Consider the following 23,823-nt stretch of genomic DNA (forward strand, 5'->3'; position numbering starts at 1 on the left):
AGGATAACGCGCATGTATACCCCGACAAAAAAGGAATTCATTGCAAAGGCGAGCGAGGGGAACCTGATCCCCGTCTATAAGGAGATCATGGCAGACATGGAGACCCCGCTCTCCGCGTTCCTCAAGCTCGAGCGCGGGCAATACTCCTATCTCCTGGAGAGCGTTGAGGGAGGTGAAAAGGTCGGGCGCTACTCGTTCCTCGGAAGCAATCCCGAGAGAATTTTCATGGCCAAGGGGAAAAAGATCACTATCGAGGAAAACTCAAAGAGGCGCAGCTTCGAGTGCGCGTCGGACCCGCTCGACACCCTGGCTCAGATGATGGCCGAATACAGACCGGTCCCGATCAGCGGCCTCCCTCGTTTTTGCGGCGGCGCGGTTGGCTATGTCGCGTACGACGCGGTTCGCTATTTCGAGAGGCTCCCCGATAAGAATCCGGATGATCTCTGTCTCCCCGATCTCTTTTTTATGATCACGGATACGATTCTCATATTTGATCATGTGCGCCACACGATTAAAGTTGTGTCCAATGCGCACGTGACCGATACACCGGAGCGTTCCTATGAAGCCGCGATCAGGAAAATAGAACGGATAGAGGCGTGCATACGGAACTCTCTCCCCGCAATACAGTTGGAGCTTGCTCCTCCCGCGGGCAGTATATCGTTCAGGTCAAACGTGACACGAGCGGAGTACATATCGATGGTCGAGAGAGCAAAGGAGTACATCAGGGCGGGCGACGTGATCCAGGTCGTTCCCTCGCAGCGTCTGGAGACGGACGTTCAGGCCCCCCCCTTCAACCTCTACCGGGCGCTTCGGTCGATCAACCCCTCGCCGTATATGTTCTACCTCCAATTCGGCGACGTGTATCTCGTGGGCTCCTCGCCGGAGATTCACGTGCGCTGTGAGGACGGCATCGTGGAGGTCCGTCCCATCGCCGGCACGAGGCCCCGGGGCCGCGACGAGGAAGAGGACCGCGCTCTGGAGCGCGACCTCCTCGCCGACCCGAAGGAGCGCGCTGAACACATCATGCTCGTGGACCTGGGCAGGAACGACATCGGAAGGGTATGCCGCTACGGGACCGTCACCCCGAAGGCGCTGATGACCATCGAGCGTTACTCGCACGTGATGCACATCGTCTCAGACATTCAGGGGAGATTGTGCGAGGGGAAGAACGCTTTTGATGTGATGAGGGCATCATTCCCCGCGGGTACCGTTTCGGGAGCGCCCAAGATCAGGGCGATGGAAATTATCGACGAACTGGAAAATCGGAGGCGCGGCCCGTACGCGGGGGCCGTCGGCTACTTCAGCTTTACCGGGAATCTCGACTCATGCATTACCATCAGGACCATCCTCGTCAAGGGCGGGAAGGCGTACATTCAGGCGGGTGGAGGGATCGTCGCCGACTCGGTCCCCGAGACAGAGTATGAGGAGACCCTGAATAAGGCCCAAGCGATGCTGCGGGCGATCGCAATGGCGGAGGGGCTCCACAAGTGAAAATCAAAAATCCCAGGCTCAAAATCCAAATAAATAAACCCCGGTATTCTCCTCATGTGTTGAAATCTATTGAAATTTATCTCTTTGGGATTTGGGATTTAATCTTATGATTCTCGTCATCGACAACTACGACTCGTTCGTCTACAACCTCGTCCAGTACCTCGGGGAATTGGGGCAGGAGCCGGTGGTGTACCGCAACGACCGGATCACGGTCGACCAGGCGCGCACCTTGGGCCCGATGCGCATCGTGATCTCGCCGGGCCCCTGCACCCCTCGTGAGGCAGGGGTCTCGAAGGAGATCATCGCCGAGTTCGCCGGGAAGGTGCCCATCTTGGGCGTGTGCTTGGGCCACCAGTGCATCGGGGAGGTCTTCGGCGGCGAGGTCGTGCGTGCAGATCGATTGATGCACGGAAAAACCTCGATGATTTACCACGCGCAGCGCGAACTATTCGATGGCCTTCCGAATCCATTCGAGGCGACACGATATCACTCGCTCATCGTGAAGCGCGAGAATCTGCCGCAGTGCCTGGAAATAATCGCCGAGACGGAAGAGAAGGAAATCATGGGGCTGAAACACAAGAGGTACCCCGTGTGGGGTGTCCAGTTTCACCCGGAGTCGATTCTCACCAGGGACGGCAAGAAGCTGCTGCAGAACTTTCTGGGAGCATCTCCCTGAGCTCGCCACGGGAAGGTAATGCGATGAACCCCGATATGAGGGATGTGGAGGAATCAGATTCCGGCGAGCGCTGCTCAACCCACCGCCCCCAACGGGTTTTTTATCTCCCACTCACGGAAAGGGTCATCCGCTGCCTCTGGTACGCTCAGCATCTCTATCTCAAGAGAAAAATCACCGCGCTGGACGGCCGAACGATTCAGGTAATCTCCCCCGGCTATTGGAACACGGGACGAGGCCCGGATTTTCTCCATGGTGTGTTCTATCTGGGAAAGGGCAAGAAGCTGTGCGGGGACGTGGAGATTCACCGGGAACAGGCCGACTGGAAGGCTCACGGTCATCAGGCCGACCCCTTTTTCAAGAATGTGAGGCTCCATGTATTCATGGGGACGCATTCCAAGAATGGCTCATGTCGTGAGCTCGGGGGAAAGAGAATCACTGAGGTGTGCCTGCTGAAGCAAATGCGCAATGACCTGAGGGGCCTCATCGGTGCAATCAACCCCGAGCGGTATCCCTATGCGGTGGATGTCGCGAGAGGGCGGTGCAGTTCGGTTTTTAAGAAAGTGGGTGAGCGGACAGCCGTCAGGGTGCTCCGCGAGGCGGGCGAGAAGAGGCTCGCCCGAAAGGCAGTAAGAGTCGGCGCGCTGGCGCGAAAGCTGGGAGAGGAGCAGGCGATATACCGGCTGCTGCTTGAATCGCTGGGATACGCGTCCTGCAAGAAATCTTTCGCTCAGCTCTCAGAGCGGCTCCCATGGAAGTTATTGCGGCGGATCGTGGTTAAGAGCAGAGGGGATTCAGGACAAGCCCGCGTGGAGGCAGCGCTTCTGGGGATCGCCGGCCTGATCCCCGATCGGCCCGCCCCAGGGTGGGACAGCGAATCGAAGCGTCACTGGGAAAAATCGTACCGCGCGTGGGAGAACCTTCAATCCCATTGGGGACTTAAACCGATGGATGGCGTGATCTGGAAAAGGTGGGGGAGTAGACCTGCCAACAGCCCCCATCGGAGAGTGAGCGCGATCGGCCCCCTCTTATCCCACGCCGCGGAGAGCGGCTTGGCAATGACCATTCTCCCACCCAATTTAAAGATGGACAGACATTCGCTGGAAGATCATTTCCGAGAACTCCTGGGCGGGCATAGAGATCTATTCTGGCAGCGCCATTACACCTGGGGAGGGGAAAGGCTTTCCAGCTCAACCGCGCTCCTCGGGAGAGACCGGATCCTCGCGATTATTGCAACTGTTCTCCTCCCGCTGCTCTCCCACCGAGAAGGAGAGGCTTCAGCCCGCAGGATTCTTAACCAGCTTCCGGCGGGTGCCCCAAATTCCATCACAAGGCTTATGAGGGCTCGCCTTTTCGGGAACGAGTATGCTGTTGCGCGTTCGGGGGGCATGGCGGCGCAACAGGGATTGATCCAGATTTATAAGATGTACTGCGCCCGTGACAGATCTGGTTGTCAGAGATGCGGATTCCCATGCAGCATAAAATAAAAATCGCAGCGTTCGGCCCCGGGAAAGCTGCTGCGATAACTCAAGGGGCGCAAGAGGCGTCATCGGGGCGCCGCGCGCGCCACATGCACCAGGGAAAATGTACGCCACCAAATAACCCAAGGAGGTAAACCATGTCGAGCCCGGTTGAATTGAAGGAAACGGCTGTCGCATCGCCAGAGGATTCCCACCATATCACGCAACGAAAAACGGCATCGCTCATTAAGGCGCTCGGCATTATTACCATCGTCCTGGGCGCCCTGCCCGTACTCAATTATCTGCTCATGATAATGTATATCCTTCGCGCAATTTTCGCAAAGGGGAGGCCGCCGGAGAGGATGTCGGTTCTGTTCATCATTATCGCATTCTCGCTGGTGCTGCCGGTCGCCAAGGTCATCGGAGGCTATGGCCTGTTGAAGATAAGGCTCTGGGCGAGAAAACTCACGATCGCCGTTTTCGCGATCGAATATCTCATAGGCTTCACCGCGGCGATGTTCTTTGGGATTCAGTGCTACCGTCTGCGGCACATGCCGCCCTCGATGTATGATAATGCGATTACCGTTGGCACGTTGAGCATGCTGCCGACGTACATTTTTGCGCTCGTATCACTGCTCGTTATAGCGCTCCTCACGAGGAATTCCGTGAGAAAAGCATTTCCCGGAAACGACACCAGGTCGCCGTGACCCACCATGTATCTCGACGGCCACGCTCGTATCGGCTGAGCTTATGGTGAATGCCTTGTATCAATACCTGTTGATTATCTCGACGCTCCTCCTGTCATGGCTCGGCATGATGCTCGTGCATGAGTTCGGCCATTGTTTTCATGCCTGGCTCAGCGGAGGCGCGGTGACGAGGGTTGTGCTCCACCCACTCGTCATTTCCCGCACCGATTGTGCAATGAATCCCCATCCGCTTTTAACAGCGTGGGGAGGACCATTGATCGGTTCGCTGCTCCCCCTCGCGATCCTCCTGATTGCCAGGTTCATGCGCACATCTGTTTGGTACATTTTTCAATTCTTCGCAGGCTTCTGTCTGATCATCAATGGAATTTATATTGCCGAAGACTCATTCCTTATGGCGGGGGATGGCGGTGACATGCTCCGGAACGCGATGCCGCGTTGGATCCTGGTCGCGTTCGGCGCCGTCACAGTCCCGCTTGGGCTCTATCTCTGGAATGGGCTCGGCCCCTCGTTTGGCCTCGGCGAGGCGAAGGGCAATGTCAGCCGGAAGGCGGCGGTAGGTGCTTTTTGCGCTCTCGCAATCATTGTGCTCGCGGAGGCATTGCTCGCGAGCGGATAGGCGCGCACTGGTAACACTATGGTAGTCAATCAGCTGGCGGTCGGCGGCCTCGACTCAAATTTCTCGTATCTCATCCATGACGAAAGAAGCGGGGACGCGGCGCTCGTGGATCCCTGCGGCGACATGCGGGTCATAGAGAGTGCGGTCGCGGCGATAAGAGAGGCACATCCGCGATACATTCTTCTGACCCATGGGCACCGCGATCACTGCTCCGGCGTGACTGCGGTGCGGGAGTTTTTCAATGCGCCGGTTGCCGCGCACCCCGCGTGCCCCTTCAGGCATAATGTTGACCTTGACAACAGGCAACAACTGCCATTCGGGGCAATGTATATCGAGTGCCTTTATACGCCGGGGCACTCCGTGGATAGTGTTGTGTACCATCTGAGCGATGATTCCGCACTCTTTACCGGCGATACGCTCTTCATTGACTGGTGCGGCTATTGCGATCCCAGAGCCATGTTTCACACCATGCGCGAGATTCTTTATCCGCTCGCCGGCGGCAACGAGGTCTATCCGGGACACGACTACGGTCGTCATCCCCATGCGTCTCTCGAGAGGGAGAAAAAAGAGAACCCCTACCTCTACACTGCCGCGTATGATCAGTTCTGCGAAGAATTGAAAAAATTATAGGGACTGCTGTCAGGGAGCGGAAAAACGTATGAGCCCGAAGATCGGCCAACAAATTGAGTGCACCATCGAGAGCCTCGCCTTCGGTGGAGCAGGGGTTGCCCGGCTCGATGGGATGGCGCTCTTTGTTGAGGATGCCCTGCCTGGAGAGAGAGTAATTGCTGAAATCACAAAGCCGAGCAAGAAATTCGCGCATGCACGCACGTTAAAAATACATGAGCCATCCGCAGAAAGAGTGGTTCCCCCCTGCCGTTACTACGGCCAGTGCGGCGGTTGCCAACTCCAGCACCTTCGCTACGACGTCCAGGTGGAATGGAAAAAGAAACAGGTAGGAGAGCTCCTCAAGAGGATAGGTGGCGTAAGCAATTTTACTCTAACTGACAGCGTGCCTTCTCCGAATCCATATGGCTATAGAAACACCATCCGCCTGCACCGTATCCCCGGCAACCCATTGCGGTACGGTTATTATTGCAGGGATGGCCGGAGCCTTATCGCGATATCGCGCTGCCTCATCGCCCAGAACGTAATCAACGAGATTTTATCAGACCACAAAAATTTCATTGATTCCGGAAGGAGTCCTGCAGAGATTATTTTGCACGCGGGCACCGACGGCAACGTCGCGGTGTGCACCGGCGGGGGAAACACAGCTGACATTGTTGAAGTTTTGTGCGACACTCGCTTCACAATTCCGCCCGCGTCATTTTTTCAGGTGAACAGAGCAGTCGCGGCGCTGCTCGTTGAAAAGGTGCGGGGATGGATGCAGTCCAGCCGTTGTCAGGGGACCTTTTTTGATCTCTACTGTGGCGTCGGTGTATTCTCAGTGCTCCTCGGGAGATCTTTCTCGCGTGTGATCGGGATAGATTGCGATGTGCGCGCCATCGCGCACGCGAGAGTCAATAGCGCCCCGCTCGATGATAAAAGGTTCAGCTTTATTGCTGGGCAAGTGGAAAGTTCCCTCCCGGGGATATACAAACGCCACATCCTCCCGAGGAGCATCATGCTGCTTGATCCTCCCCGCACGGGAGTGGGGGAGGGGGTAATCAAATTCCTCAGGGAAGCGGATCGGCGCGTCGAAAAGATCATCTACGTTTCATGCAATCCCGCGACGCTTTCGAGGGATTTGAACCGGCTCTGCACGAATAGCCGCTGGCGCCTTGACACGGTAGCAATCTTTGATATGTTTCCCCAGACGGCGCACATTGAGGTATGCTGTTCTATCGTCAGGGAAAATTGCGAGGCGGGGATCGCCCAAGACATGCCGACGCGCATGAAGCACCACAGACCTAGAGGTCCAGATGAGATTTCTTGAGCTTGTGCGGAAGCGGCACAGCGTAAGGAATTACGCCCAGGCTCCCGTGTCGAGAGAAATCATAGACCGATGTCTGGAAGCGGCACGACTCGCGCCGTCCGCCTGCAATTCACAACCATGGACTTTTATCGTGATCGATGACAGGAATCTGATCGCTGCGTGTGCGGATCAGGTATTTTCAGGGATGTACTCAATGAACTCCTTTGTCAAAAACGCCCCGGTGCTCATCGTGGTGATCACCGAACGGTCCGCGTACTCAGCCACACTCGGCGGCTACTTCCGCGGCACGCAGTACAGCCTGATCGACATCGGGATCGCGTGTGAGCATCTTGTCCTCCAGGCAGCAGAGGAGGGGCTGGGGACGTGCTGGATTGGCTGGTTCAATGAAAAAAAGATGAAGAAACTGCTGGGCCTTTCGCGCCCGGCGAAGATCGACGTCATCATCAGCATGGGCTATCCCATCGATCAGCCAGCGGGGGGTACACCAAGAAAATCACTGGATCAGATCAGGCGTTACCATCCCGCGCACGGGAGCACCCCATGAAATATGATGCGGTGCTCTTCGACCTCGACGGGACACTCCTTGATACCATCGAGGACATCACCAACGCGATGAACTCTACCCTCGCGCACCTCGGTTTTCGCGGCCACGAGAGGGATGAATATAAATACCTTGTCGGTGCCGGCATCGAGACGCTCGTCTACAGAGCCCTTCCTGAAAACCAACGGGATGATTTGACAATAGATCGTTGCCTCACTGCCATGAATGAGCTTTACCGCTCCCAGGGGTTTAGAAACACCACCCCCTACCCAGGCATCCCCGAACTTTTAGATTCTCTGCAATCGCGGGACGTCAGGATGGCGGTGCTCTCTAATAAACCGGACGATTCCACGAGGGCGATTGTCTCGACGCTGCTCCACGGGTGGAAATTTGACGCGGTGCGCGGCTCGCGCCCCCCCGCCCCCCTAAAACCCGATCCCGCGGTGGCCCTGGAGATAGCAGCGCATGTGGGGATTGCACCCGAGCGATTCATCTATTGTGGTGATACAGATATCGATATGCGCCTGGCACACGCAGCCCGCATGTATCCCGCAGGAGCCCTGTGGGGATATCGCACGGCTGAGGAACTGCTCTTGAGCGGCGCGAAGGTGCTGCTCAAGGAACCAGGCGATCTCCTCAATTATCTGTAGTGGGGCACTGATGCAGATTTGCACAGGTGTGGATGGTGCCGATATATGTGTGGGCTTCCCAGGATGCTGCAGCGCACACTTACGCGTGCGCTACAGGGCCCTTGAGAGTACACACCTTTACCCGGATAGTCCGGGTGGGAAGCGTCAAAACAACCGTTTGCATCTGTATCGCTTTAGTTTAGAATTAGCAGCAACAATAAGAAAGGAGGGGGAAGAGAATGAAAAAGCTCAAGGGCAGCAGGACTGAAAAGAATCTTCTGGCTGCATTTGCGGGCGAGTCCCAGGCGCGGAACAGGTACACCTACTTCGCCAGCGCAGCGAAGAAGGAAGGCTACGAGCAGATTTCCAAAATTTTCCTTGAAACCGCCGACAATGAAAAAGAGCACGCGAAGGTATTCTTCAAGCACCTCGAGGGTGGCGACGCTGAAATTACCGCCACCTACCCTGCGGGGAAGATACGGGAGACCAGAAGCAATCTCGAGGCGGCGGCGGCCGGTGAGAATCTGGAATGGACAACACTCTACGCCGATTTCGCGAAGGCCGCGAAGGATGAAGGGTATCCCGAGGCGGCGAAGTCGTTCGAGCAGATCGCGAAGGTGGAGCGCTTCCACGAGTCGCGCTACCGAAAGCTGATCGATAATATCGTCAACAAGGAAGTGTTCAAAAAGAAAGTTCCAGTCAAGTGGCACTGCACGAACTGCGGTTACGTCGTCGAGGGCACCCAGGCGCCGGAAAAATGCCCCTCCTGCCTTCACCCGATGAGCTATTACGAGATGCTGGCAGAAAATTACTAGCCTGTGGTGGATTGGTGCGCCTCTTCACTAATCTGACAGCACGCCGAGAGCACGGATATGAAGATCGCCCTGGGGGCAGATCACGCGGGATTTCGCCATAAGGAGCGTATCAAAAAATATCTCCTCCAGGGGGGATACACGGTCGTCGACTTTGGCACGCACTCAGAAAAGCCCGTCGACTACCCAGGAATAATCAGGCCGGTGGCGGAAGCCGTGGCGAGCGGGGACTGCGATAGAGGCATTGTGCTCGGCGGTTCCGGGAATGGCGAAGCCATCGTGGCGAACAGGGTGAAGGGAATACGTTGTGCGCTGTGCTGGAATGCAACGACCGCCCGTCTTTCCAGGGAACACAATGATGCGAACATGCTCTCCATGGGGGAGAGGACCACTCCGCTCAAAGCCACTTTGAAGATAGTGGACGTATGGCTCACCACAAGATTCAAGGGGGGCCGCCACAGAAGAAGGATCGAGCAGATCGACGGCGCGTATCGCGCATCCTGATCAATGGCGCGGTGCGTGATAGGATTGTCCCTTGCGAATTGCCAGCTTGCTTAAAACCGGGAAACCGTTTGTCTCCCTGGAATTTTTCCCACCAAAGGACCGGACGAAGTGGCCCGGCTTTTTCAACGCGGTGGAGAAGACACTGATCGTAAATCCCCTGTTCGTGTCCGTCACGTATGGGGCCATGGGCAGCACCCGCGCCAACACACTGGAGATCGTCTCCAGGCTCAAAAAAGAATTCGGTCTGGAAACCATGGCGCACCTGACCTGTGTTGGTGCGTCCGGTCAAGATGTTGGCTCCTATTTAGGAGATCTTGTGCGGGCTGGCGTGGACAACGTGCTGGCGCTGCGGGGCGACCTCCCCCAGGGAGAGATTACCTTTGCCCCCTCTGCCCACGACTTCACGTGCGCCGCTGACCTGGTGTCCTATATCCGCGCTCGTTTCCCCGGCCTGGGAATCGGCGTCGCCGCCTATCCGGAAGGGCATCCGGAGGCTCCAAGCATCGAGAAAGACCTGATTTTTTTGAAACGGAAACTTGATCGGGGCGCGGATTTCGCCATCACCCAGCTCTTTTTCGACAACGGCCTGTACTGGAACTTTGTACAGCGTGCCAGGGGCATCGGCATCGACAAGCCGATTATCCCTGGTATATTGCCGATCGTTAACCTGTCAAATGTCGCCCGCATAATCTCGCTCTGCGGGGCTACCATCCCTGGCCCGTATCTTAAGAAGCTCCATGATGCGCAGAGAGGGGAGGGGGGAGAGGCGGTGAGGATGATAGGAGTCGAGTATGCCAGAAAGCAGGCACAGGAACTCCTGGACAGGGGGGCGCCAGGCGTCCATTTGTATACACTGAACAAGGCTGAGGCATGCGTGAGTCTCGTGAGGGGCTTGGATCTTGAAACCAGGAGAGAGCGCCAGGCCTGACATTCTCTCCTGAGAAGCGAGCGGCTCCTCGTAGCCCGATCGGGGGAATCGTACCATAGAAGATGGACACAGCTTTTTTTATTGTAACCAACCGATGTTCGAAAAGCTGCTCATTCTGTTTCTATTTCACGCACTCCCTCAGCCATCCTGCCAGTGAGATGGGCGAGAAAGGCCTTTTTAACGCACTTGAGAGGCTCGCGGCTCTGGGCGTGAGGCAGCTCATCATCACGGGTGGAGAGCCGCTCATCCGCGCGGAGACGGCGGAGCTCATACGCAGGTCGGGGGCCCTCGGGATGACACGGCTGCTCCTGACCAACGGAGACCTCCTGGACCGGGCGACGGCACGCGGGCTTCTGGACTGCGGGCTCGAGGGGCTTTCCCTCTCCGTGAACAGCCGCGATGACGCCCGGAGGCTGGAGGGAGCGGCCGCACTCCTGCGCGGGGCGCCTCGCATGACCCTGACCGCGACGACCGTCTTCACCAGGGAAAACGCAGGGGATCTCGGAGCGCTCTACGAGTGGGCAAGCCGAAATGGGCTTGGAGCAATCTTCCAACCGGCGTATATCCCGGTAGATTCGAAGCAATTTGGTCCTCTCTCGCCGCATCGCCTGAGCAGAACGCAATGGGAAATCGCGGCCACGCTGCTGCGGGAATGGGGCCTCAGGGAACACGTGACTCACTATGTCGATTTTATCCTCAGCCTCTATGGTCAGGGCGGCGGCGCGAAGCCACGGCGCTGCGCTATGGGCTCGCAGGCCTTTGTGCTCGATTGCGACGGCACAGTATATCCGTGTTTCCATCGCCGTGACTTGAAGGCGGGGAACGTGTTCCAGACTCCCGAGGAGGTCATTGTAAAGAACCTGGAATATTCCTCCATGGAGACATGCAATGCGCGCTGCTATGGCGAGCACTGCGTGTCGCTGTTTTATGGTCAGCATTCTAATTGACGTCAAAGCAAGAAGTTAGTACATTCTGTGTAAGGGGAGTAAGGGGAGCAGGGGGGACGCATGAAGGCGCTCGTGTTCGATGGCGCTTTGAAATTCAATGCCGATTATCCGAAGCCTGAGCGCGTACCGGGAGAGTCCCTTATAGCTGTTGCCCTTGCGGGAATCTGTGCCACTGATATTGAAATTGTCAAGGGATATATGGGGTTCCGAGGCGTGCTGGGGCATGAGTTTGTCGGGCGGGTTGAGGAGAGCGACCGGAAGGAGTTGGTGGGGAAAAGAGTAGTGGGCGAAATCAACTGCGCCTTTCGTGCGCCCTGCGGGGAGGATTATCATGAAAACAACAGTCGCGGAATCCTCCAGGATACCACTCGCCCGGATGGTCGTCGACGAGCTGTCCCTCATCGGTTCTCGCTGCGGTCCCTTCGGCAGAGCCCTCCAGCTCCTCGCCGATAAAAAAGTGGCGGTACAATCTATGATCAGCGCCGAATATCCTCTGGAGAGAGGAGTAGAGGCTTTTAAAAAGGCTCAGGCGACTGATACGCTTAAGGTGCTGTTGACGATTTCTTGATGAAAACAGGGCTCAACAGGGGAGGCGTTCGCCGCATGCTCAGGTACACCGCCGGTCATATGGTGGTTGCACATACAGGGGCGCACCGTGAGCGCACGTTAAAGAAGCTGAGAGGGATTTTCGGGAGGTTCTGAACCATGAAGCCGTTGATTGCGATTCTGGCGCTGTTACTTTTCCAGTCGCATGGAGCGGGCGCTGAGGAAATACGGATCCTCGCCCCTGACCGGAGTCAATTGACGCTGCGGGCTGGCCGGCTGGCGAGGGATGCGTCGGGAAATATCTCTGCGAGCGGGAAGGTTGAGGTGAAGCATGGGAGTGTTGAAATCGCGTGCGAGGGCACTGTGAAGGTGTATGTGTCCCGCAGCGTGTTTTCAGCCCTTGAGGCGCAGGGCGTCATCGAGGCCACTGCAGCACGCAAGAAAATATGGTGCCAGCACCTATTTTATGAGGAGCCTCGGCGCCTGATCACGGCGAGCGGCGATCCGCGCGTCCAGGAGGGCAGCACCACATACAGGGCCACACAGAGGATCCTCTTGTATACGGAAACCGGCGTGATGAAGTTTGAGCCGTCGGCTCAGATCCTTATCGACAAGGGACTGGACCACAAGAAAAAGAAGCGTGAGAGGAAATCGTTCCTTGGGCTCTTTTAGACACGCGGGGGATATACTGGAAGCGATTGTGGGAGCGAAACGGGACGACGTCGAGCGTCTCAAGAGGGGCACTCCTCGCCGTGCGCTCATCGCGCGCGCGGCGGCGAGGGAGCCGAGAGACTTTCACGCCGCGCTGGCGGGAGAGGGCATTGCCATCATCGCCGAGCTTAAGAAGGCTTCGCCGTCTGCCGGTATTCTGCGGCGCGTGTATCATCCCGTGGACATCGCGCGCGGGTATGAAACGGCTGGCGCGGCGGCACTCTCCGTGCTCACCGAGGAGCACTACTTCCAGGGGAACCTCGATCACCTCACCGCGGCAAGGGACGCCGTATCGATTCCCGTGCTGAGGAAGGATTTCATCATTGACGAATACCAGGTGTATGAATCAGCAGCAGCGGGGGCTGATGCAGTACTGTTGATCGCCCGCCTCCTCGGCCGGGAGGAACTTGCGAGGCTGGTCGAATTGTGCTATACATTGCGCGTTTCACCCCTCGTCGAAATTTACAGCGAAGACGACATCGGCAAAGCGAATGCCTCGGGAGCACGTATACTCGGGATCAACAACCGCGATCTGAGGAGCGCCCAAGTAAACATCGAGCGGACGATCGCGCTCAAAAAATCGCTCCCGGAGGACTGCCTCGTCGTGAGCGAGAGCGGAATCAGAAACGCAGATGACCTCAGCACTCTCGTGCGCGCTGGTGTGCGCGCGGCGCTCATCGGCGAGAGTCTGCTCAGGCACGAAGACCCGGGGCGTGCGCTGGCAAACCTTCGGCGGGAGCTCATACAGGCCCATGGTCAAAGTTAAGATATGCGGAATCACCAACCGGGACGATGCCCACGCGGCGGTGCACGCGGGGGCTGACGCACTCGGTTTTGTATTTGCCCCGAGCCCGCGCCGCGTCGCTCCGGAGCGCGCGCGGGAGATCATCGGGTCTCTGCCACTCTTCGTGTCCACCGTGGGCGTGTTCGTGGACGAAGACCCCGCGAGCGTGAGAGAGGTTGTTTCCTTCTGCAACCTGCGCTACATTCAATTTCATGGGGATGAACCGCCGGAGATATGCAACGCGTTCGGCGACCGTGCGATCAAGGCGGTGCAAATTAAAGACGAGGGGGACCTGCGTGGCCTTGAGCGCTACCACGTTTCCGCGTTCTTGCTCGATAGCCATGTGGCGGGGAGGCGCGGAGGGACGGGCACCTCCTTCCCGTGGGAGCTTGCCGCCAGGGTGGGGTCGATGGGAAGATCGGTGATCCTTTCCGGGGGATTGAACAGCGGAAACGTCGCTCAGGCCATCAGGATTGCAGCGCCTTACGCGGTTGACGTGAGCAGCGGAGTTGAATCTGAACCAGGCAAAAAAGACCCCGCCCTCGTGAGAGAATTTATCAGAATTGCGAAAACTGATTCCCGGTGAGCGGCTGGATGCTGCAGAAAACGGTAACGTAAATGAAATTTCCGGATCGCAGGGGATACTTCGGGGATTACGGGGGGCGTTTTGTGCCGGAAACGCTGGTGCCGGCGCTGCAGGAACTTGAGCGGGAGTTTAGACATGCTCGGCGAGACAGGAAGTTTCGCGCCGAATTAGACCACTACCTGCGGCAGTATGCCGGCCGGCCGACCGCCCTCACATTCGCGTCCACACTGACACGTCTCCTGAGAGGCGCGAGGATCTACCTCAAACGGGAGGATCTCGCGTTTACGGGAGCTCATAAGATCAACAACTGTCTCGGCCAGATTCTGCTCGCCAAGAGAATGGGGAAAAAGAGGATCATCGCTGAAACCGGCGCCGGCCAGCATGGTGTCGCCACTGCCACCGTTGCGGCAAAATTCGGGATGCCATGCACCATCTATATGGGAGAGGATGATATCGAGCGCCAGGCGCTCAATGTGTTTCGCATGGAACTTCTGGGGGCGACTGTCGTACCGGTGAAGAGCGGGAGCAGGACGCTCAAGGACGCTATTGACGAGGCCATGCGCGACTGGGTCACCAATGTGCGCGACACTCATTTCGTGCTGGGCTCTGTTGCGGGCGCTCATCCCTATCCGCTGATCGTGAGGGAATTCCAGCGGGTCATCGGAAGGGAGACCAAGCGTCAGATCCTGAGACGAGAGGGCCGTGTGCCCGATTGTCTCATCGCCTGCGTCGGCGGTGGGAGCAATGCAATAGGCTTCTTCTATGATTTTCTCTCCTGCAGGAAGGTGCGCATGTACGGTGTCGAGGCGGGCGGTCTCGGTATTGCGAGCGGGAGGCACGCCGCGCGCTTCAGTGGAGGGCGCCCCGGCGTTTTCCAGGGCAGTCTGAGCTATGTACTTCAGGACAGGGCGGGTCAGATCAGAACCACTCACTCGATATCAGCAGGTCTCGATTACGCGGGGGTGGGGCCCGAGCACAGCTACCTCTATGAAACCGGCCGCGTGCGCTACGTGAATGTTTCCGACAGGAAGGCGGTAGAGGGGTTCATGCTCCTGAGCGAAACAGAGGGGATAATCCCTGCGCTTGAGTCTGCCCACGCGATTGCCTATGCCCGTGAGGTCGTCCCGAAAATGAAGAAGGGCGAGATTGTCATTATCAATGTTTCCGGGCGCGGCGATAAGGACGTCGAAATCATTGAAAAGTTCATAAAGAACCGAGTATGAGCAATCGAATTGATGCCAGATTCAATGAGCTTGCCCGGGAACGCCGCACGGGTTTTATCGCCTATATCACCGCCGGCGATCCACAGCCGTCCCTGACCGCGCCCCTCGTTCTCGAAATAGAGAAGCGGGGGGCGGACTTCATCGAGCTGGGGGTTCCGTTTTCCGATCCCCTCGCCGATGGCGCCGTGAACCAGAGGGCCGCGGAACGGGCCCTCGCTCATGGCGTGGACGTGCGAAGGGTCTTTGGTATTGTCACGAAGATCAGGAAGAGTTCAGAGATCCCGATCATCATCTTCACCTACCTCAATCCCGTGCTGAGTTACGGGTACGCTCGATTCGCCCGAGACGCAGCGCGCGCGGGCGTGGACGGGATCCTGAGCCTTGATCTCCCGCCTGAAGAGGCGGCACGCTACGAAGCCGAGCTCGCGCGCCGCGGCGTCAACGGCATCTTCATTATCGCTCCCACAACGCCGGCTGATCGCATGAAGCTCATTGCCCGCCACGCGCGTGGGTTCATCTACTATGTTTCAAGAACGGGTGTCACGGGAGTGCGCGCGCACCTCGCCGCCGAGCTCGCACACCGGCTGCGCCTCGTCAGGCGCATGACCCACACCCCCATCGCCGTGGGGTTCGGGATTTCGACCGCCGCGCACGTCCGGGCTGTCGCCAGGCTGGCCGATGCGGTGGTGGTGGGGAGTGCCCTCGTGAGCGAGATAGAACATCACCGTGAGAAGTCGGATCTCGTCACACGGGTCGGGGAAAAGGTCGCGCAGCTCACCGCACCGCTCAGGACGGGTGGCCGGGGGCGTGCGCAAGAGGTCAATGACCGATAAGGGGTTGTACGCTATGCAATTCGAGGAAATCAAGAAACACATCTACGCGCTGATCATGGCCGGAGGGGGAGGGGAGAGGTTCTGGCCGAAGAGCCGGCAGGCATACCCGAAGCAACTGCATAAGATTTTCGGGGACCGAACCATGATTCAGGAGACCGTGGACCGAATATCTCAACTTGTGCCCCGGGAGCAGATCATCGTGATTACCAACAAAGTGCAGGCGCCGCTTATTAAAAAGCAGCTCAGGGGTGTGCCGGCTTCCGCAATCGTCGCCGAGCCGCTCGGGCGGGACACCGCCGCCTGTATCGCGCTCGGTGCCGCAGTAGTCATGGAGAGAGACCGGGATGGCATCATGCTGGTGTTGCCCGCGGATCATGTCATCAAAGACGTGAAGAAGCTCGTTGCCAACCTGCGGGATGCCTGTCAGGTAGCATGGGAGCGCGGCTGCCTGGTAACACTCGGTATCAAGCCCACCAGCCCCGCCACAGGATATGGCTACATACGCAAAGGGAAAAGGCTCGACTGCGGGCTGAAGACAACCTTCTCGAAAGTTGCAGCGTTCGCAGAAAAGCCAGATGGCGCGATGGCGAGACGCTACCTCAAGAGCGGGCGCTATTTCTGGAACAGCGGCATGTTTGTCTGGAGAGCGGCGGTCATCGCGGACGCGCTCAAGAAACAGATGCCGGACCTCTATCGCGGGTATGAGAGAATCAGGAGGGCCATGGCATCTCCGGCGAGAGAAAAGGTTGTCCGGAGGGTGTACGCCGGGCTGAAAAAGGTATCAATAGACTACGGTGTCATGGAGAAGGCGGACAACACGGTCGTCGCGAAGGCGGATTTCGACTGGGATGATGTTGGCTCATGGCTGGCGCTCGAACGGCACCTGCCTGCAGATAAGAATCGGAATGTCATCCTCGGGGAAAGTATCGCGCTGGATACGAAACGGTGTATAATAATCGCGGACGAGGGTATTGTGGGTTGCCTTGGCCTGGAAGACCTCATCGTCGTTAAAACACCGGATGCCGTTCTCGTTTGCCACCGGAGGGCATTGCAGGATCTCAAGAAGATCATACAGAAGCTCAAGTCGCGTGGGGAGTGGGTGCGGTACATGTAGCAATCGCAGGTGCGCAGGTAGTGTCAAAAGTTCTATGAAAGAGCTGAATGCAACCACAGATTGCACAGATAGTTGTGAAGATTTTTTGGGGGGGGGAGGAAGTTTGCGCCAATCTGTGGTGAATAAATCTGTGGTAAATGGAGAAAGAAAAGAATTTCTATACAGCGGCTTAATTATACGGATGTTACCACAGATGAATCACCACTGATTTACTCCACAAAGGAGGGGTGACAATGAAAATATTTTGCGGTCGTTCCAATCCGGAACTCAGCCGCGAGATCTGCAACTATCTCGGCGTGGAGATGGGGAAATGCATTGTACACAAGTTCAAGAATGACAACACATTCGTGCGCATCGAGGAGAATGTCCGCGGGAAGGATGTTTTCGTCGTCCAGACCAGCGCCATCCCGGTGAATGACTACCTCGTGGAATTGTTGATAATGATCGACACCCTCAAACACGCCTCCGCGAGCCGCGTGACGGCAGTGATCCCCTACTATCCATATGCCCGCTCCGACAAGAAGGATCAACCACGCATTTCTATAACCGCCAGGCTCGTCGCCGATCTGCTGGAGACTGCAGGCGCCGACCGCGTGCTCACCATGAATCTGCACTCCGAACAAATTCAGGGGTTCTTCAGGGTCCCTGTCGATCAGCTGCTCGCATCGCCCATCCTGTGCGAATATTTCTCAAAAATCGGACTCGAAAACTTCATCGTCGTAGCGCCCGACGCGGGCAGCGCAAAACGCGCGGAGAAATATGCACTCGCGCTCGGCCTCCGGATGGCGGTACTCGACAAGCGCCGCGATCCGCTCAACGACACGGTGGAAATCTTCCACATCATCGGGGATGTGGAGGGTAAAAACGCGATCGTGTTTGATGATGAGATTGCGACGGGGGGGTCGATGATAGAAACGGCTCATGCCCTCATAGAACACGGGGCAAAAGAGATCTATGCGGGCGCCGCGCACGCCGTCCTCTGCGGCGATGCTCCCCAGAGGCTCCAGAAATCACCGTACAAACAAATCGTGGTGACCAACTCCCTCCCCGTGGAGAGAGAAAAGAAAATTGCGAAGATAAAAGTCCTCTCGGTCGCAGGGCTGTTTGGTGAGGCGATAAAAAGAATTCACGAAGGCAAGTCGGTGAGCGAGCTCTTCAGGAAGCACCTATAATCCAGAGGAGGCTGAAGATGAGGGTGCTCGCCCTGGACGTGGGGGAGAGGCGAATCGGAATGGCGATGAGCGATCCCCTTGGGATAACCGCCCAACGCGCGGGCACCATAGAGCGGGGGGCGCTCGAGGAGACGCTTCGTCGTCTGCAGGAGATCGTCATCAGGGATGAGATCGGCACGGTCGTGGTCGGCCTCCCCCTGAGCATGGATGGTTCACGGGGCACGAGCGCAGCGGGCATGGGCAGGTTCGCTGAGGACCTCAGACGCGCCCTCGCTATCCCCGTCACGCTGTGGGATGAGCGGCTGACCACCGCGGAGGCGGACAGGCTCATGAGATCGGCTGGGGTTTCTCGGAAGGAGAGGATGAGGCACCTCGATGAGGTTGCTGCCCAGCTCATCCTCCAATCATACATGGACAGCCGCAGAGAAGGTTCAGAACGCGAGCACTGCTGATATTTCAGAGCCGCCCCGCTGCCCGCCTACCATGGGACGGGACAGGTACGAGCCTTTGAGTCCATTGGAGCGCATGTATACCACAACCGTGCTTGATAACAACCTGAGGGTAACCACTCACGAGATGCCTTCCATGGAGTCGGTTGCCCTCGGGCTCTGGGTGGGGATTGGCGGCCGCCATGAGGAGAAGCAGTTCAACGGCATTTCCCATTTTCTCGAACACATCCTCTTCAAGGGGACGTCGAGACGTTCGGCCATACAGATCTCCGAGGAGATTGAGGGCGTGGGCGGATCGCTCAACGGATTCACGAGCGAGGAGTACACCTGTTATATCGTCAAGGTGCCGCACGCCCATCTCCGGCTCGCCTCCGACGTCCTCTTCGATATGTACCTGCATCCGGCCATACGAGAGGAAGATGTACAAAAGGAAAAGACGGTAATCAAAGAGGAAATCAATCTGTACCGCGACACCCCTCAGCACCATGTCCTGGACCTGTTCAACGAGGTAATGTGGACTGATCACCCGTTGGGACGCCCGCTCGTAGGCACCGCTACGACGATCAGCGCGCTGTCGCGGGAATCCCTGCGTGGCTACCAGAGACGATACTACACGCTGCGCAATGCGGTCCTCGCCGCAGCGGGGCGCCTGCGGCACGGTGAATTGCTCGAGGCGGTGGGCGGCTCCCTCCCGAAGCGAAGCGGGGCCTCGCGTGGCCCGAGGTGCATTTCCGCTGCTGATGCCCAGCGGTCTCCCGGCTTGCTCCTGCATCAAAAAAACACCGAGCAAACACATATCTGCGTGGGAGTGCGGGGATATCACCAGGAGCACCCGGATAGGTACGCGCTCCAGCTGCTGAGCATTGCGATGGGGGAGAACATGAGCTCGCGGCTCTTTCAGAGGATCCGGGAGAAACACGGCTTGGCGTACGCGATACATTCATCTGTCGCGCGCTACAAAGACACGGGGTTCTTTTCCATCTATGCCGGCGTGGAAAGCAGCAAATTTGTCAAAGCCATCTCCTTGATCATGAAAGAGCTCGCGATGCTTCGGAAGACAGGGTTGCGAAAGATCGAACTGGCACGCGGAAAGGAGTACTGGATCGGGCAGCTCTCAATGGAGATGGAAAAAACAACTCCGCAGATGATCCATATAGGCGAGAGCCTTATCTGCTCTGGACGGATTTTGACAATGGATGAAATATTATCTAAGATTATGTGCGTGAGCCTCGATGATGTGCAGAGGGTGGCGGTTGATATTTTGAATGACCGCAGACTCAATATGGCAGTCATAGGCCCCCTCCGCGAAGAGGAGAGTCAGGTGAGGGAAAATCTCCATTTCGACTACTAATTGTAAATACTATGTTCATCTGTGTTTATCTGTGGTTATACGTTAGTTTCCACATTTAGTTCTATTTAGCTATAGAGGTGTCCGGTGCGAACTGCTCCGGGAATCAAAATTGCCCCCTCGCTGCTGGCGGCCGATTTCGGCAGGCTGGGAGATGAGGCGCAGGCCGCTGAATCGTCAGGCGCCGATATGCTGCATCTCGACGTGATGGACGGCCACTTCGTGCCCAACATCACCATCGGACCGGGAACAGTAGCGGCGATCCGGAAGCGGGTCAGGATTCCCCTGGATGTCCACCTTATGATCAGCGAGCCTGATAAATATATTGATGCGTTCGTCGAGGCAGGGGCCGATATCCTCACCGTGCACGCCGAGGTCCTCCCTCGCCTCCACCACACGCTCCAGGTGATTCGCTCCAGAGGCATCAAAGCGGGCGTTTCCATAAATCCGGCGACTCCGTTGAGGGATATCGAGGCCGTGCTCGACGAGGCCGACCTCGTGTTGCTCATGACCGTCAACCCGGGATTCGGCGGCCAGAAATTCATTCGCTCCGTTCTGCCGAAAATAGCGGACTTGCGGAAGATCGCCGACACAAGGGGATACGCATTTGACATTGAGGTGGACGGCGGAATAACACTGCATTCCGCGCGGGAGGCGGCGGAGGCGGGCGCCACTATTATCGTGGCAGGCACCGCGATCTTCGGCGCGAGCGATATCGCTCACGCCATTAAGGTGCTACGAGAAGCCGCTCAGTTCGTTGCAGGTGAATGAGTTATAGTACACTCACAATCAGTTATGATGTGCGTGGCAGGACGGGATATCTCGAGCCCGAAACTCACTTCGGGCTTTTTTAGCCTGGACACAAATTATGACTCCTCGCATAGATCATATAAGAAACTTCTCGATTATCGCTCATATAGACCACGGCAAGTCCACGCTGGCTGACCGTCTTCTCCAGCTGACTCACACCATTGATGAACGGCAGTTCAGGGACCAGTTTCTTGACGATATGGACCTGGAGAGGGAGCGTGGGATCACGATCAAGGCTCATCCCGTCCGCATGCGCTATGTGGCGCGGGACGGCAAAGAATACATTCTCAACCTGATTGATACTCCCGGCCACGTTGATTTCAGCTATGAGGTCTCACGCAGCCTCTCGGCGTGCGAGGGAGCGCTGCTCGTCGTTGACGCATCGCAAGGCGTTGAAGCTCAAACAGTTGCGAACTGCCACCTCTGCATGCAGAACAATCTCAAGATCATTCCCGTCATCAATAAGATAGATATCGCGAGCGCCGACGTTGATGAAACCAAGCGCCAGCTCGAGGATGTGCTCGCGCTGCCCTCGGAAGACGCCATCTGTGTGAGCGCCAAGGAGGGCACCGGGATTGATCAGTTGATGGAGGCAATCGTGAGGCTCATCCCCCCACCCGAGATGCCGAAAAGGGATGAGCTTAAGGCCCTGATTTTTGATTCTCTCTTCGATACCTTCCGCGGCGTGATTGTCCACGTGCGCGTCTTCAGCGGCCATGTGGAGGCGGCGACAAGGATCCAGCTCATGGCGACCGGGAAGACCTTTGAAGTCCATGAGGTCGGTATTTTCATGCCCGAGGCTGACTCCCGTGAACAGCTTCAGGCGGGGGAGGTGGGCTACATTATCGCCAACATTAAGGATTCAGCCGATGTGCGGATCGGCGATACCATCACCAGCGCGAGCAGGCCAGCCGCTCAGCCGCTCCCGGGCTTCAGGCGGCTGCGCCCGATGGTGTTCAGCGGCTTTTACCCGGTCAACACCTCAGAATACGAAGGCCTCAAATCCTCCCTGAACCGCCTCCGGCTCAATGACCCCTCCTTCACCTATGAAGCGGAAAACTCGGTTGCCCTCGGGTTCGGCTTCCGCTGCGGTTTCCTCGGGCTCCTGCACATGGAGATCATCCAGGAGCGCCTCGAGCGCGAATATAACATGGGCATTGTGGCAACTGTTCCCAGTGTGATCTACTCCGTCAAGAAAAAGGATGGGAGCACCATTGAAATTGACAACCCCGTGCGCCTGCCGCCGACACAAGAAACAGAGGAAATCCGCGAACCGATGATCCGGGCATGCATCATCGTGCCCAATCAAATGATCAGTTCAATGATGAAACTCGCTCAGGAACGAAGGGGTGAGTGCGTCGGGACTGAATCGCTCGATAAACATCGCGTCATCCTCACCATGGAGCTCCCATTCAATGAGGTCGTGATTGACTTTTACGACCGTCTGAAAACAGTCACGAGCGGCTATGGGTCGATGGACTACGAACACATCGGCTTCCGGGCGTCGGACATCGTCAAGCTGGACATCCTCATCAACAAAGAGCCTGTTGACGCGTTCTCATGCCTCGTCCACCGGAGCAAGGCCGAGCACAGGGGACGCCAGCTCGCGGAGAAGCTCAAAGAGGTCATTCCCCAGCAGCTCTTCCGCGTGGCCATCCAGGCGGCCATAGGCAACCGGATCATCGCGAGCGAGGTGGTGCGGCCGCTCAAGAAGGATGTGACGGCGAAGTGCTACGGCGGCGACATCACGCGCAAGCGCAAGCTCTGGGAGAAGCAGAAAGAGGGGAAGAAGAAAATGAAGCAGATCGGCAAAATCAACATTCCTCAGAAGGCCTTTATCGAAGTGCTGAAGATGGACTGAATCAATCTGCGCATACGACACCCCATGTTTTGCCTATTTTATGGATGAAGAGTTATGGTATCCTTTTAAAACTTTTTCCGACTGAGCATGTGGGCAATATGGATCTGGGGTAGGGGAGAGGGGAAATGAGTTTCTGGAAAAATAGAAAGATAGTCAGCTATGCCAGGCTGGTGCTCAAAACAACGCGAAAGAGCTACCTGAGACATGGCAAAAAGCTCATCGAGCGCGATGCGCATTGCCTCGAGAATGACATAACGGCGGTTGCTGACGCGCTGCGGAGCGGGAATATTTCCGATGTAGAGAAATCTGCCGAGAAACTGCACAGCAGTTTCGAGAGGTACCTTGGGTTTGCCAAGAAATCGGTTATCAGGGAATATGCAGAGGCCTTCCTTTTCGCCCTCATCCTGGCGGTCTTCTTGCGCACCTTCGTGATACAGCTCTTCAAAATCCCCACGGGCTCCATGGAACCCACGCTCCACGGCGCTCAGAATTACGGCTTCGGAGACCATATCGTGGTGAATAAGTTCATCTATGGCCCGCAGACGCTCGATTGGGTCGGCGTCCCGTGGACAAATTATGGGTTTGATCTGCCCACCTGGCGCTTTACAAAACTCGCGCTGCGGGAACCGAAGCGCGGCGATATCGTCGTCTTTAAATTTCCGTTTAACTACCACTGCAATCAATGCTATGTCGATTTCAATCTGTCAAGAGGTACGCCCCGGGTATGCCCATCCTGTGGGTCCCGGCATGTAGAATACCAGAATAAGGATTTCGTCAAACGTTGCATAGGGCTCCCTGGCGAGACGGTTGAGATACGCGACGGTGATATCTATATCGATGATGCGCTCGTAACCGAACCGAAGATTGTCAAGGATATCCACTATACCAATATTCTCTCCGGCAACGGGCCGGGGCGGGGGGTATACGGCTATAGAGGGCAAAGATTCAAGGTGCCCCAGAACGCCTATTTTGTCCTGGGCGACAATAGCGCCAACAGCAAGGACAGCCGTTTCTGGGGTTTTGTCCCGTGTGAGGATATCCGCGGGGAAGCCTTTTTTATCTACCTCCCACCGAAGAGAATAGGGTTAATTAGATAGGGTTTCCTGATCCATTGGGAGAGAATATTGCGCAGTGATTATTTT

General features: G+C 56.9%; 26 protein-coding genes and 1 pseudogene. All 27 read left to right on the forward strand.

All coding sequences use genetic code 11. From position 1 onward, the window contains the following. The first annotated feature begins 12 nt into the window (after positions 1–12). The 27 genes and pseudogenes from trpE (at position 13) to lepB (ending at position 23,778) form a co-directional block, all read left to right on the forward strand. Entirely contained in the window at positions 13–1,491 is a 1,479-nt protein-coding gene (gene trpE / locus NTX71_05595; GenBank protein ID MCX6339376.1) for an anthranilate synthase component I, read from the forward strand. Positions 1,492–1,597: 106 nt separating this feature from the next. Continuing rightward, entirely contained in the window at positions 1,598–2,167 is a 570-nt protein-coding gene (locus NTX71_05600) for an aminodeoxychorismate/anthranilate synthase component II (protein MCX6339377.1), read from the forward strand. Between the two features lie 23 nt (positions 2,168–2,190). Next, positions 2,191–3,651 carry a DUF2851 family protein gene (locus NTX71_05605; protein MCX6339378.1) on the forward strand — a complete coding sequence of 487 codons (1,461 nt, stop codon included), beginning with the start codon at positions 2,191–2,193 and terminating at the stop codon, positions 3,649–3,651. Positions 3,652–3,782: 131 nt separating this feature from the next. Beyond that, positions 3,783–4,331: a hypothetical protein gene (locus tag NTX71_05610; GenBank protein ID MCX6339379.1), complete on the forward strand. Its 549-nt coding sequence runs from the start codon at positions 3,783–3,785 to the stop codon at positions 4,329–4,331. 43 nt (positions 4,332–4,374) lie between these two features. Further along, positions 4,375–4,947 (forward strand): M50 family metallopeptidase, encoded by a 573-nt coding sequence (locus NTX71_05615; protein MCX6339380.1) that lies wholly within the window; start codon positions 4,375–4,377, stop codon positions 4,945–4,947. An 18-nt stretch (positions 4,948–4,965) separates the two neighbouring features. After that, positions 4,966–5,577 carry an MBL fold metallo-hydrolase gene (locus NTX71_05620; GenBank protein MCX6339381.1) on the forward strand — a complete coding sequence of 204 codons (612 nt, stop codon included), beginning with the start codon at positions 4,966–4,968 and terminating at the stop codon, positions 5,575–5,577. A gap of 28 nt (positions 5,578–5,605) precedes the next feature. After that, complete coding sequence (locus NTX71_05625; GenBank protein MCX6339382.1) at positions 5,606–6,883, forward strand: class I SAM-dependent RNA methyltransferase; 1,278 nt, start codon at positions 5,606–5,608, stop codon at positions 6,881–6,883. Next, positions 6,870–7,427, forward strand: a complete 558-nt coding sequence (locus NTX71_05630; protein ID MCX6339383.1) for a nitroreductase family protein — start codon at positions 6,870–6,872, stop codon at positions 7,425–7,427. The genes NTX71_05625 and NTX71_05630 overlap by 14 nt, the downstream gene beginning before the upstream one ends. Then, the gene (locus tag NTX71_05635) at positions 7,424–8,074 is read left to right on the forward strand and encodes an HAD family hydrolase (protein ID MCX6339384.1); all 651 of its coding nucleotides are present in this window, start codon (positions 7,424–7,426) and stop codon (positions 8,072–8,074) included. Before NTX71_05630 ends, NTX71_05635 begins: the two co-directional genes overlap by 4 nt. A 218-nt stretch (positions 8,075–8,292) precedes the next feature. Continuing rightward, on the forward strand, positions 8,293–8,868 hold the full coding sequence (locus NTX71_05640; protein ID MCX6339385.1) for a rubrerythrin family protein: 576 nt from the start codon (positions 8,293–8,295) through the stop codon (positions 8,866–8,868). A gap of 57 nt (positions 8,869–8,925) precedes the next feature. Continuing rightward, entirely contained in the window at positions 8,926–9,369 is a 444-nt protein-coding gene (gene rpiB, locus NTX71_05645) for a ribose 5-phosphate isomerase B (protein ID MCX6339386.1), read from the forward strand. Between the two features lie 31 nt (positions 9,370–9,400). Further along, positions 9,401–10,297: a methylenetetrahydrofolate reductase gene (locus tag NTX71_05650; protein MCX6339387.1), complete on the forward strand. Its 897-nt coding sequence runs from the start codon at positions 9,401–9,403 to the stop codon at positions 10,295–10,297. A gap of 62 nt (positions 10,298–10,359) precedes the next feature. Next, complete coding sequence (locus NTX71_05655) at positions 10,360–11,244, forward strand: radical SAM protein (GenBank protein ID MCX6339388.1); 885 nt, start codon at positions 10,360–10,362, stop codon at positions 11,242–11,244. Positions 11,245–11,304: 60 nt separating this feature from the next. Next, positions 11,305–11,812: pseudogene (locus NTX71_05660) on the forward strand (alcohol dehydrogenase catalytic domain-containing protein). Further along, positions 11,812–11,946 carry a hypothetical protein gene (locus NTX71_05665; protein ID MCX6339389.1) on the forward strand — a complete coding sequence of 45 codons (135 nt, stop codon included), beginning with the start codon at positions 11,812–11,814 and terminating at the stop codon, positions 11,944–11,946. Before NTX71_05660 ends, NTX71_05665 begins: the two are co-directional and overlap by 1 nt. Positions 11,947–11,949: 3 nt before the next feature. Then, entirely contained in the window at positions 11,950–12,462 is a 513-nt protein-coding gene (locus tag NTX71_05670) for a hypothetical protein (protein ID MCX6339390.1), read from the forward strand. Continuing rightward, positions 12,449–13,267 carry an indole-3-glycerol phosphate synthase TrpC gene (trpC, locus tag NTX71_05675; protein ID MCX6339391.1) on the forward strand — a complete coding sequence of 273 codons (819 nt, stop codon included), beginning with the start codon at positions 12,449–12,451 and terminating at the stop codon, positions 13,265–13,267. Before NTX71_05670 ends, trpC begins: the two co-directional genes overlap by 14 nt. Next, entirely contained in the window at positions 13,254–13,871 is a 618-nt protein-coding gene (locus NTX71_05680; protein MCX6339392.1) for a phosphoribosylanthranilate isomerase, read from the forward strand. The genes trpC and NTX71_05680 overlap by 14 nt, the downstream gene beginning before the upstream one ends. 32 nt (positions 13,872–13,903) lie before the next feature. Then, positions 13,904–15,094, forward strand: a complete 1,191-nt coding sequence (gene trpB, locus NTX71_05685; GenBank protein ID MCX6339393.1) for a tryptophan synthase subunit beta — start codon at positions 13,904–13,906, stop codon at positions 15,092–15,094. Further along, a complete protein-coding gene (trpA, locus tag NTX71_05690; protein ID MCX6339394.1) occupies positions 15,091–15,927 on the forward strand; it encodes a tryptophan synthase subunit alpha in 837 nt (278 codons plus the stop codon). Before trpB ends, trpA begins: the two co-directional genes overlap by 4 nt. Then, positions 15,902–17,041 carry a mannose-1-phosphate guanylyltransferase gene (locus tag NTX71_05695; GenBank protein MCX6339395.1) on the forward strand — a complete coding sequence of 380 codons (1,140 nt, stop codon included), beginning with the start codon at positions 15,902–15,904 and terminating at the stop codon, positions 17,039–17,041. The genes trpA and NTX71_05695 overlap by 26 nt, the downstream gene beginning before the upstream one ends. 233 nt (positions 17,042–17,274) lie before the next feature. Beyond that, positions 17,275–18,213, forward strand: coding sequence for a ribose-phosphate pyrophosphokinase (locus NTX71_05700; GenBank protein MCX6339396.1), 939 nt, complete (start codon positions 17,275–17,277; stop codon positions 18,211–18,213). A gap of 17 nt (positions 18,214–18,230) precedes the next feature. Next, positions 18,231–18,665 carry a Holliday junction resolvase RuvX gene (gene ruvX, locus NTX71_05705; GenBank protein MCX6339397.1) on the forward strand — a complete coding sequence of 145 codons (435 nt, stop codon included), beginning with the start codon at positions 18,231–18,233 and terminating at the stop codon, positions 18,663–18,665. A gap of 73 nt (positions 18,666–18,738) precedes the next feature. Then, on the forward strand, positions 18,739–20,013 hold the full coding sequence (locus NTX71_05710; GenBank protein MCX6339398.1) for a pitrilysin family protein: 1,275 nt from the start codon (positions 18,739–18,741) through the stop codon (positions 20,011–20,013). 84 nt (positions 20,014–20,097) lie between these two features. Then, positions 20,098–20,781, forward strand: coding sequence for a ribulose-phosphate 3-epimerase (gene rpe, locus NTX71_05715; protein MCX6339399.1), 684 nt, complete (start codon positions 20,098–20,100; stop codon positions 20,779–20,781). A gap of 97 nt (positions 20,782–20,878) precedes the next feature. Continuing rightward, the gene (gene lepA / locus NTX71_05720; GenBank protein MCX6339400.1) at positions 20,879–22,681 is read left to right on the forward strand and encodes a translation elongation factor 4; all 1,803 of its coding nucleotides are present in this window, start codon (positions 20,879–20,881) and stop codon (positions 22,679–22,681) included. Between the two features lie 125 nt (positions 22,682–22,806). Then, the gene (lepB, locus tag NTX71_05725; GenBank protein ID MCX6339401.1) at positions 22,807–23,778 is read left to right on the forward strand and encodes a signal peptidase I; all 972 of its coding nucleotides are present in this window, start codon (positions 22,807–22,809) and stop codon (positions 23,776–23,778) included. Positions 23,779–23,823 lie beyond the last annotated feature (45 nt).

It is taken from the genome of Candidatus Auribacterota bacterium (assembly GCA_026392035.1).
In the GTDB taxonomy this organism is placed as follows: Bacteria; Auribacterota; Tritonobacteria; order UBA1439; family UBA1439; genus JAPLCX01.

Coding starts and splice junctions, on each gene's coding strand:
- trpE (MCX6339376.1), top strand. CDS start 13: ATGTATACCCCGACAAAAAAGGAATTCATTGCAAAGGCGAGCGAGGGG.
- NTX71_05600 (MCX6339377.1), top strand. CDS start 1,598: ATGATTCTCGTCATCGACAACTACGACTCGTTCGTCTACAACCTCGTC.
- NTX71_05605 (MCX6339378.1), top strand. CDS start 2,191: ATGAACCCCGATATGAGGGATGTGGAGGAATCAGATTCCGGCGAGCGC.
- NTX71_05610 (MCX6339379.1), top strand. CDS start 3,783: ATGTCGAGCCCGGTTGAATTGAAGGAAACGGCTGTCGCATCGCCAGAG.
- NTX71_05615 (MCX6339380.1), top strand. CDS start 4,375: ATGGTGAATGCCTTGTATCAATACCTGTTGATTATCTCGACGCTCCTC.
- NTX71_05620 (MCX6339381.1), top strand. CDS start 4,966: ATGGTAGTCAATCAGCTGGCGGTCGGCGGCCTCGACTCAAATTTCTCG.
- NTX71_05625 (MCX6339382.1), top strand. CDS start 5,606: ATGAGCCCGAAGATCGGCCAACAAATTGAGTGCACCATCGAGAGCCTC.
- NTX71_05630 (MCX6339383.1), top strand. CDS start 6,870: ATGAGATTTCTTGAGCTTGTGCGGAAGCGGCACAGCGTAAGGAATTAC.
- NTX71_05635 (MCX6339384.1), top strand. CDS start 7,424: ATGAAATATGATGCGGTGCTCTTCGACCTCGACGGGACACTCCTTGAT.
- NTX71_05640 (MCX6339385.1), top strand. CDS start 8,293: ATGAAAAAGCTCAAGGGCAGCAGGACTGAAAAGAATCTTCTGGCTGCA.
- rpiB (MCX6339386.1), top strand. CDS start 8,926: ATGAAGATCGCCCTGGGGGCAGATCACGCGGGATTTCGCCATAAGGAG.
- NTX71_05655 (MCX6339388.1), top strand. CDS start 10,360: ATGGACACAGCTTTTTTTATTGTAACCAACCGATGTTCGAAAAGCTGC.
- NTX71_05665 (MCX6339389.1), top strand. CDS start 11,812: ATGAAAACAGGGCTCAACAGGGGAGGCGTTCGCCGCATGCTCAGGTAC.
- NTX71_05670 (MCX6339390.1), top strand. CDS start 11,950: ATGAAGCCGTTGATTGCGATTCTGGCGCTGTTACTTTTCCAGTCGCAT.
- NTX71_05680 (MCX6339392.1), top strand. CDS start 13,254: ATGGTCAAAGTTAAGATATGCGGAATCACCAACCGGGACGATGCCCAC.
- trpB (MCX6339393.1), top strand. CDS start 13,904: ATGAAATTTCCGGATCGCAGGGGATACTTCGGGGATTACGGGGGGCGT.
- trpA (MCX6339394.1), top strand. CDS start 15,091: ATGAGCAATCGAATTGATGCCAGATTCAATGAGCTTGCCCGGGAACGC.
- NTX71_05700 (MCX6339396.1), top strand. CDS start 17,275: ATGAAAATATTTTGCGGTCGTTCCAATCCGGAACTCAGCCGCGAGATC.
- ruvX (MCX6339397.1), top strand. CDS start 18,231: ATGAGGGTGCTCGCCCTGGACGTGGGGGAGAGGCGAATCGGAATGGCG.
- NTX71_05710 (MCX6339398.1), top strand. CDS start 18,739: ATGTATACCACAACCGTGCTTGATAACAACCTGAGGGTAACCACTCAC.
- lepA (MCX6339400.1), top strand. CDS start 20,879: ATGACTCCTCGCATAGATCATATAAGAAACTTCTCGATTATCGCTCAT.
- lepB (MCX6339401.1), top strand. CDS start 22,807: ATGAGTTTCTGGAAAAATAGAAAGATAGTCAGCTATGCCAGGCTGGTG.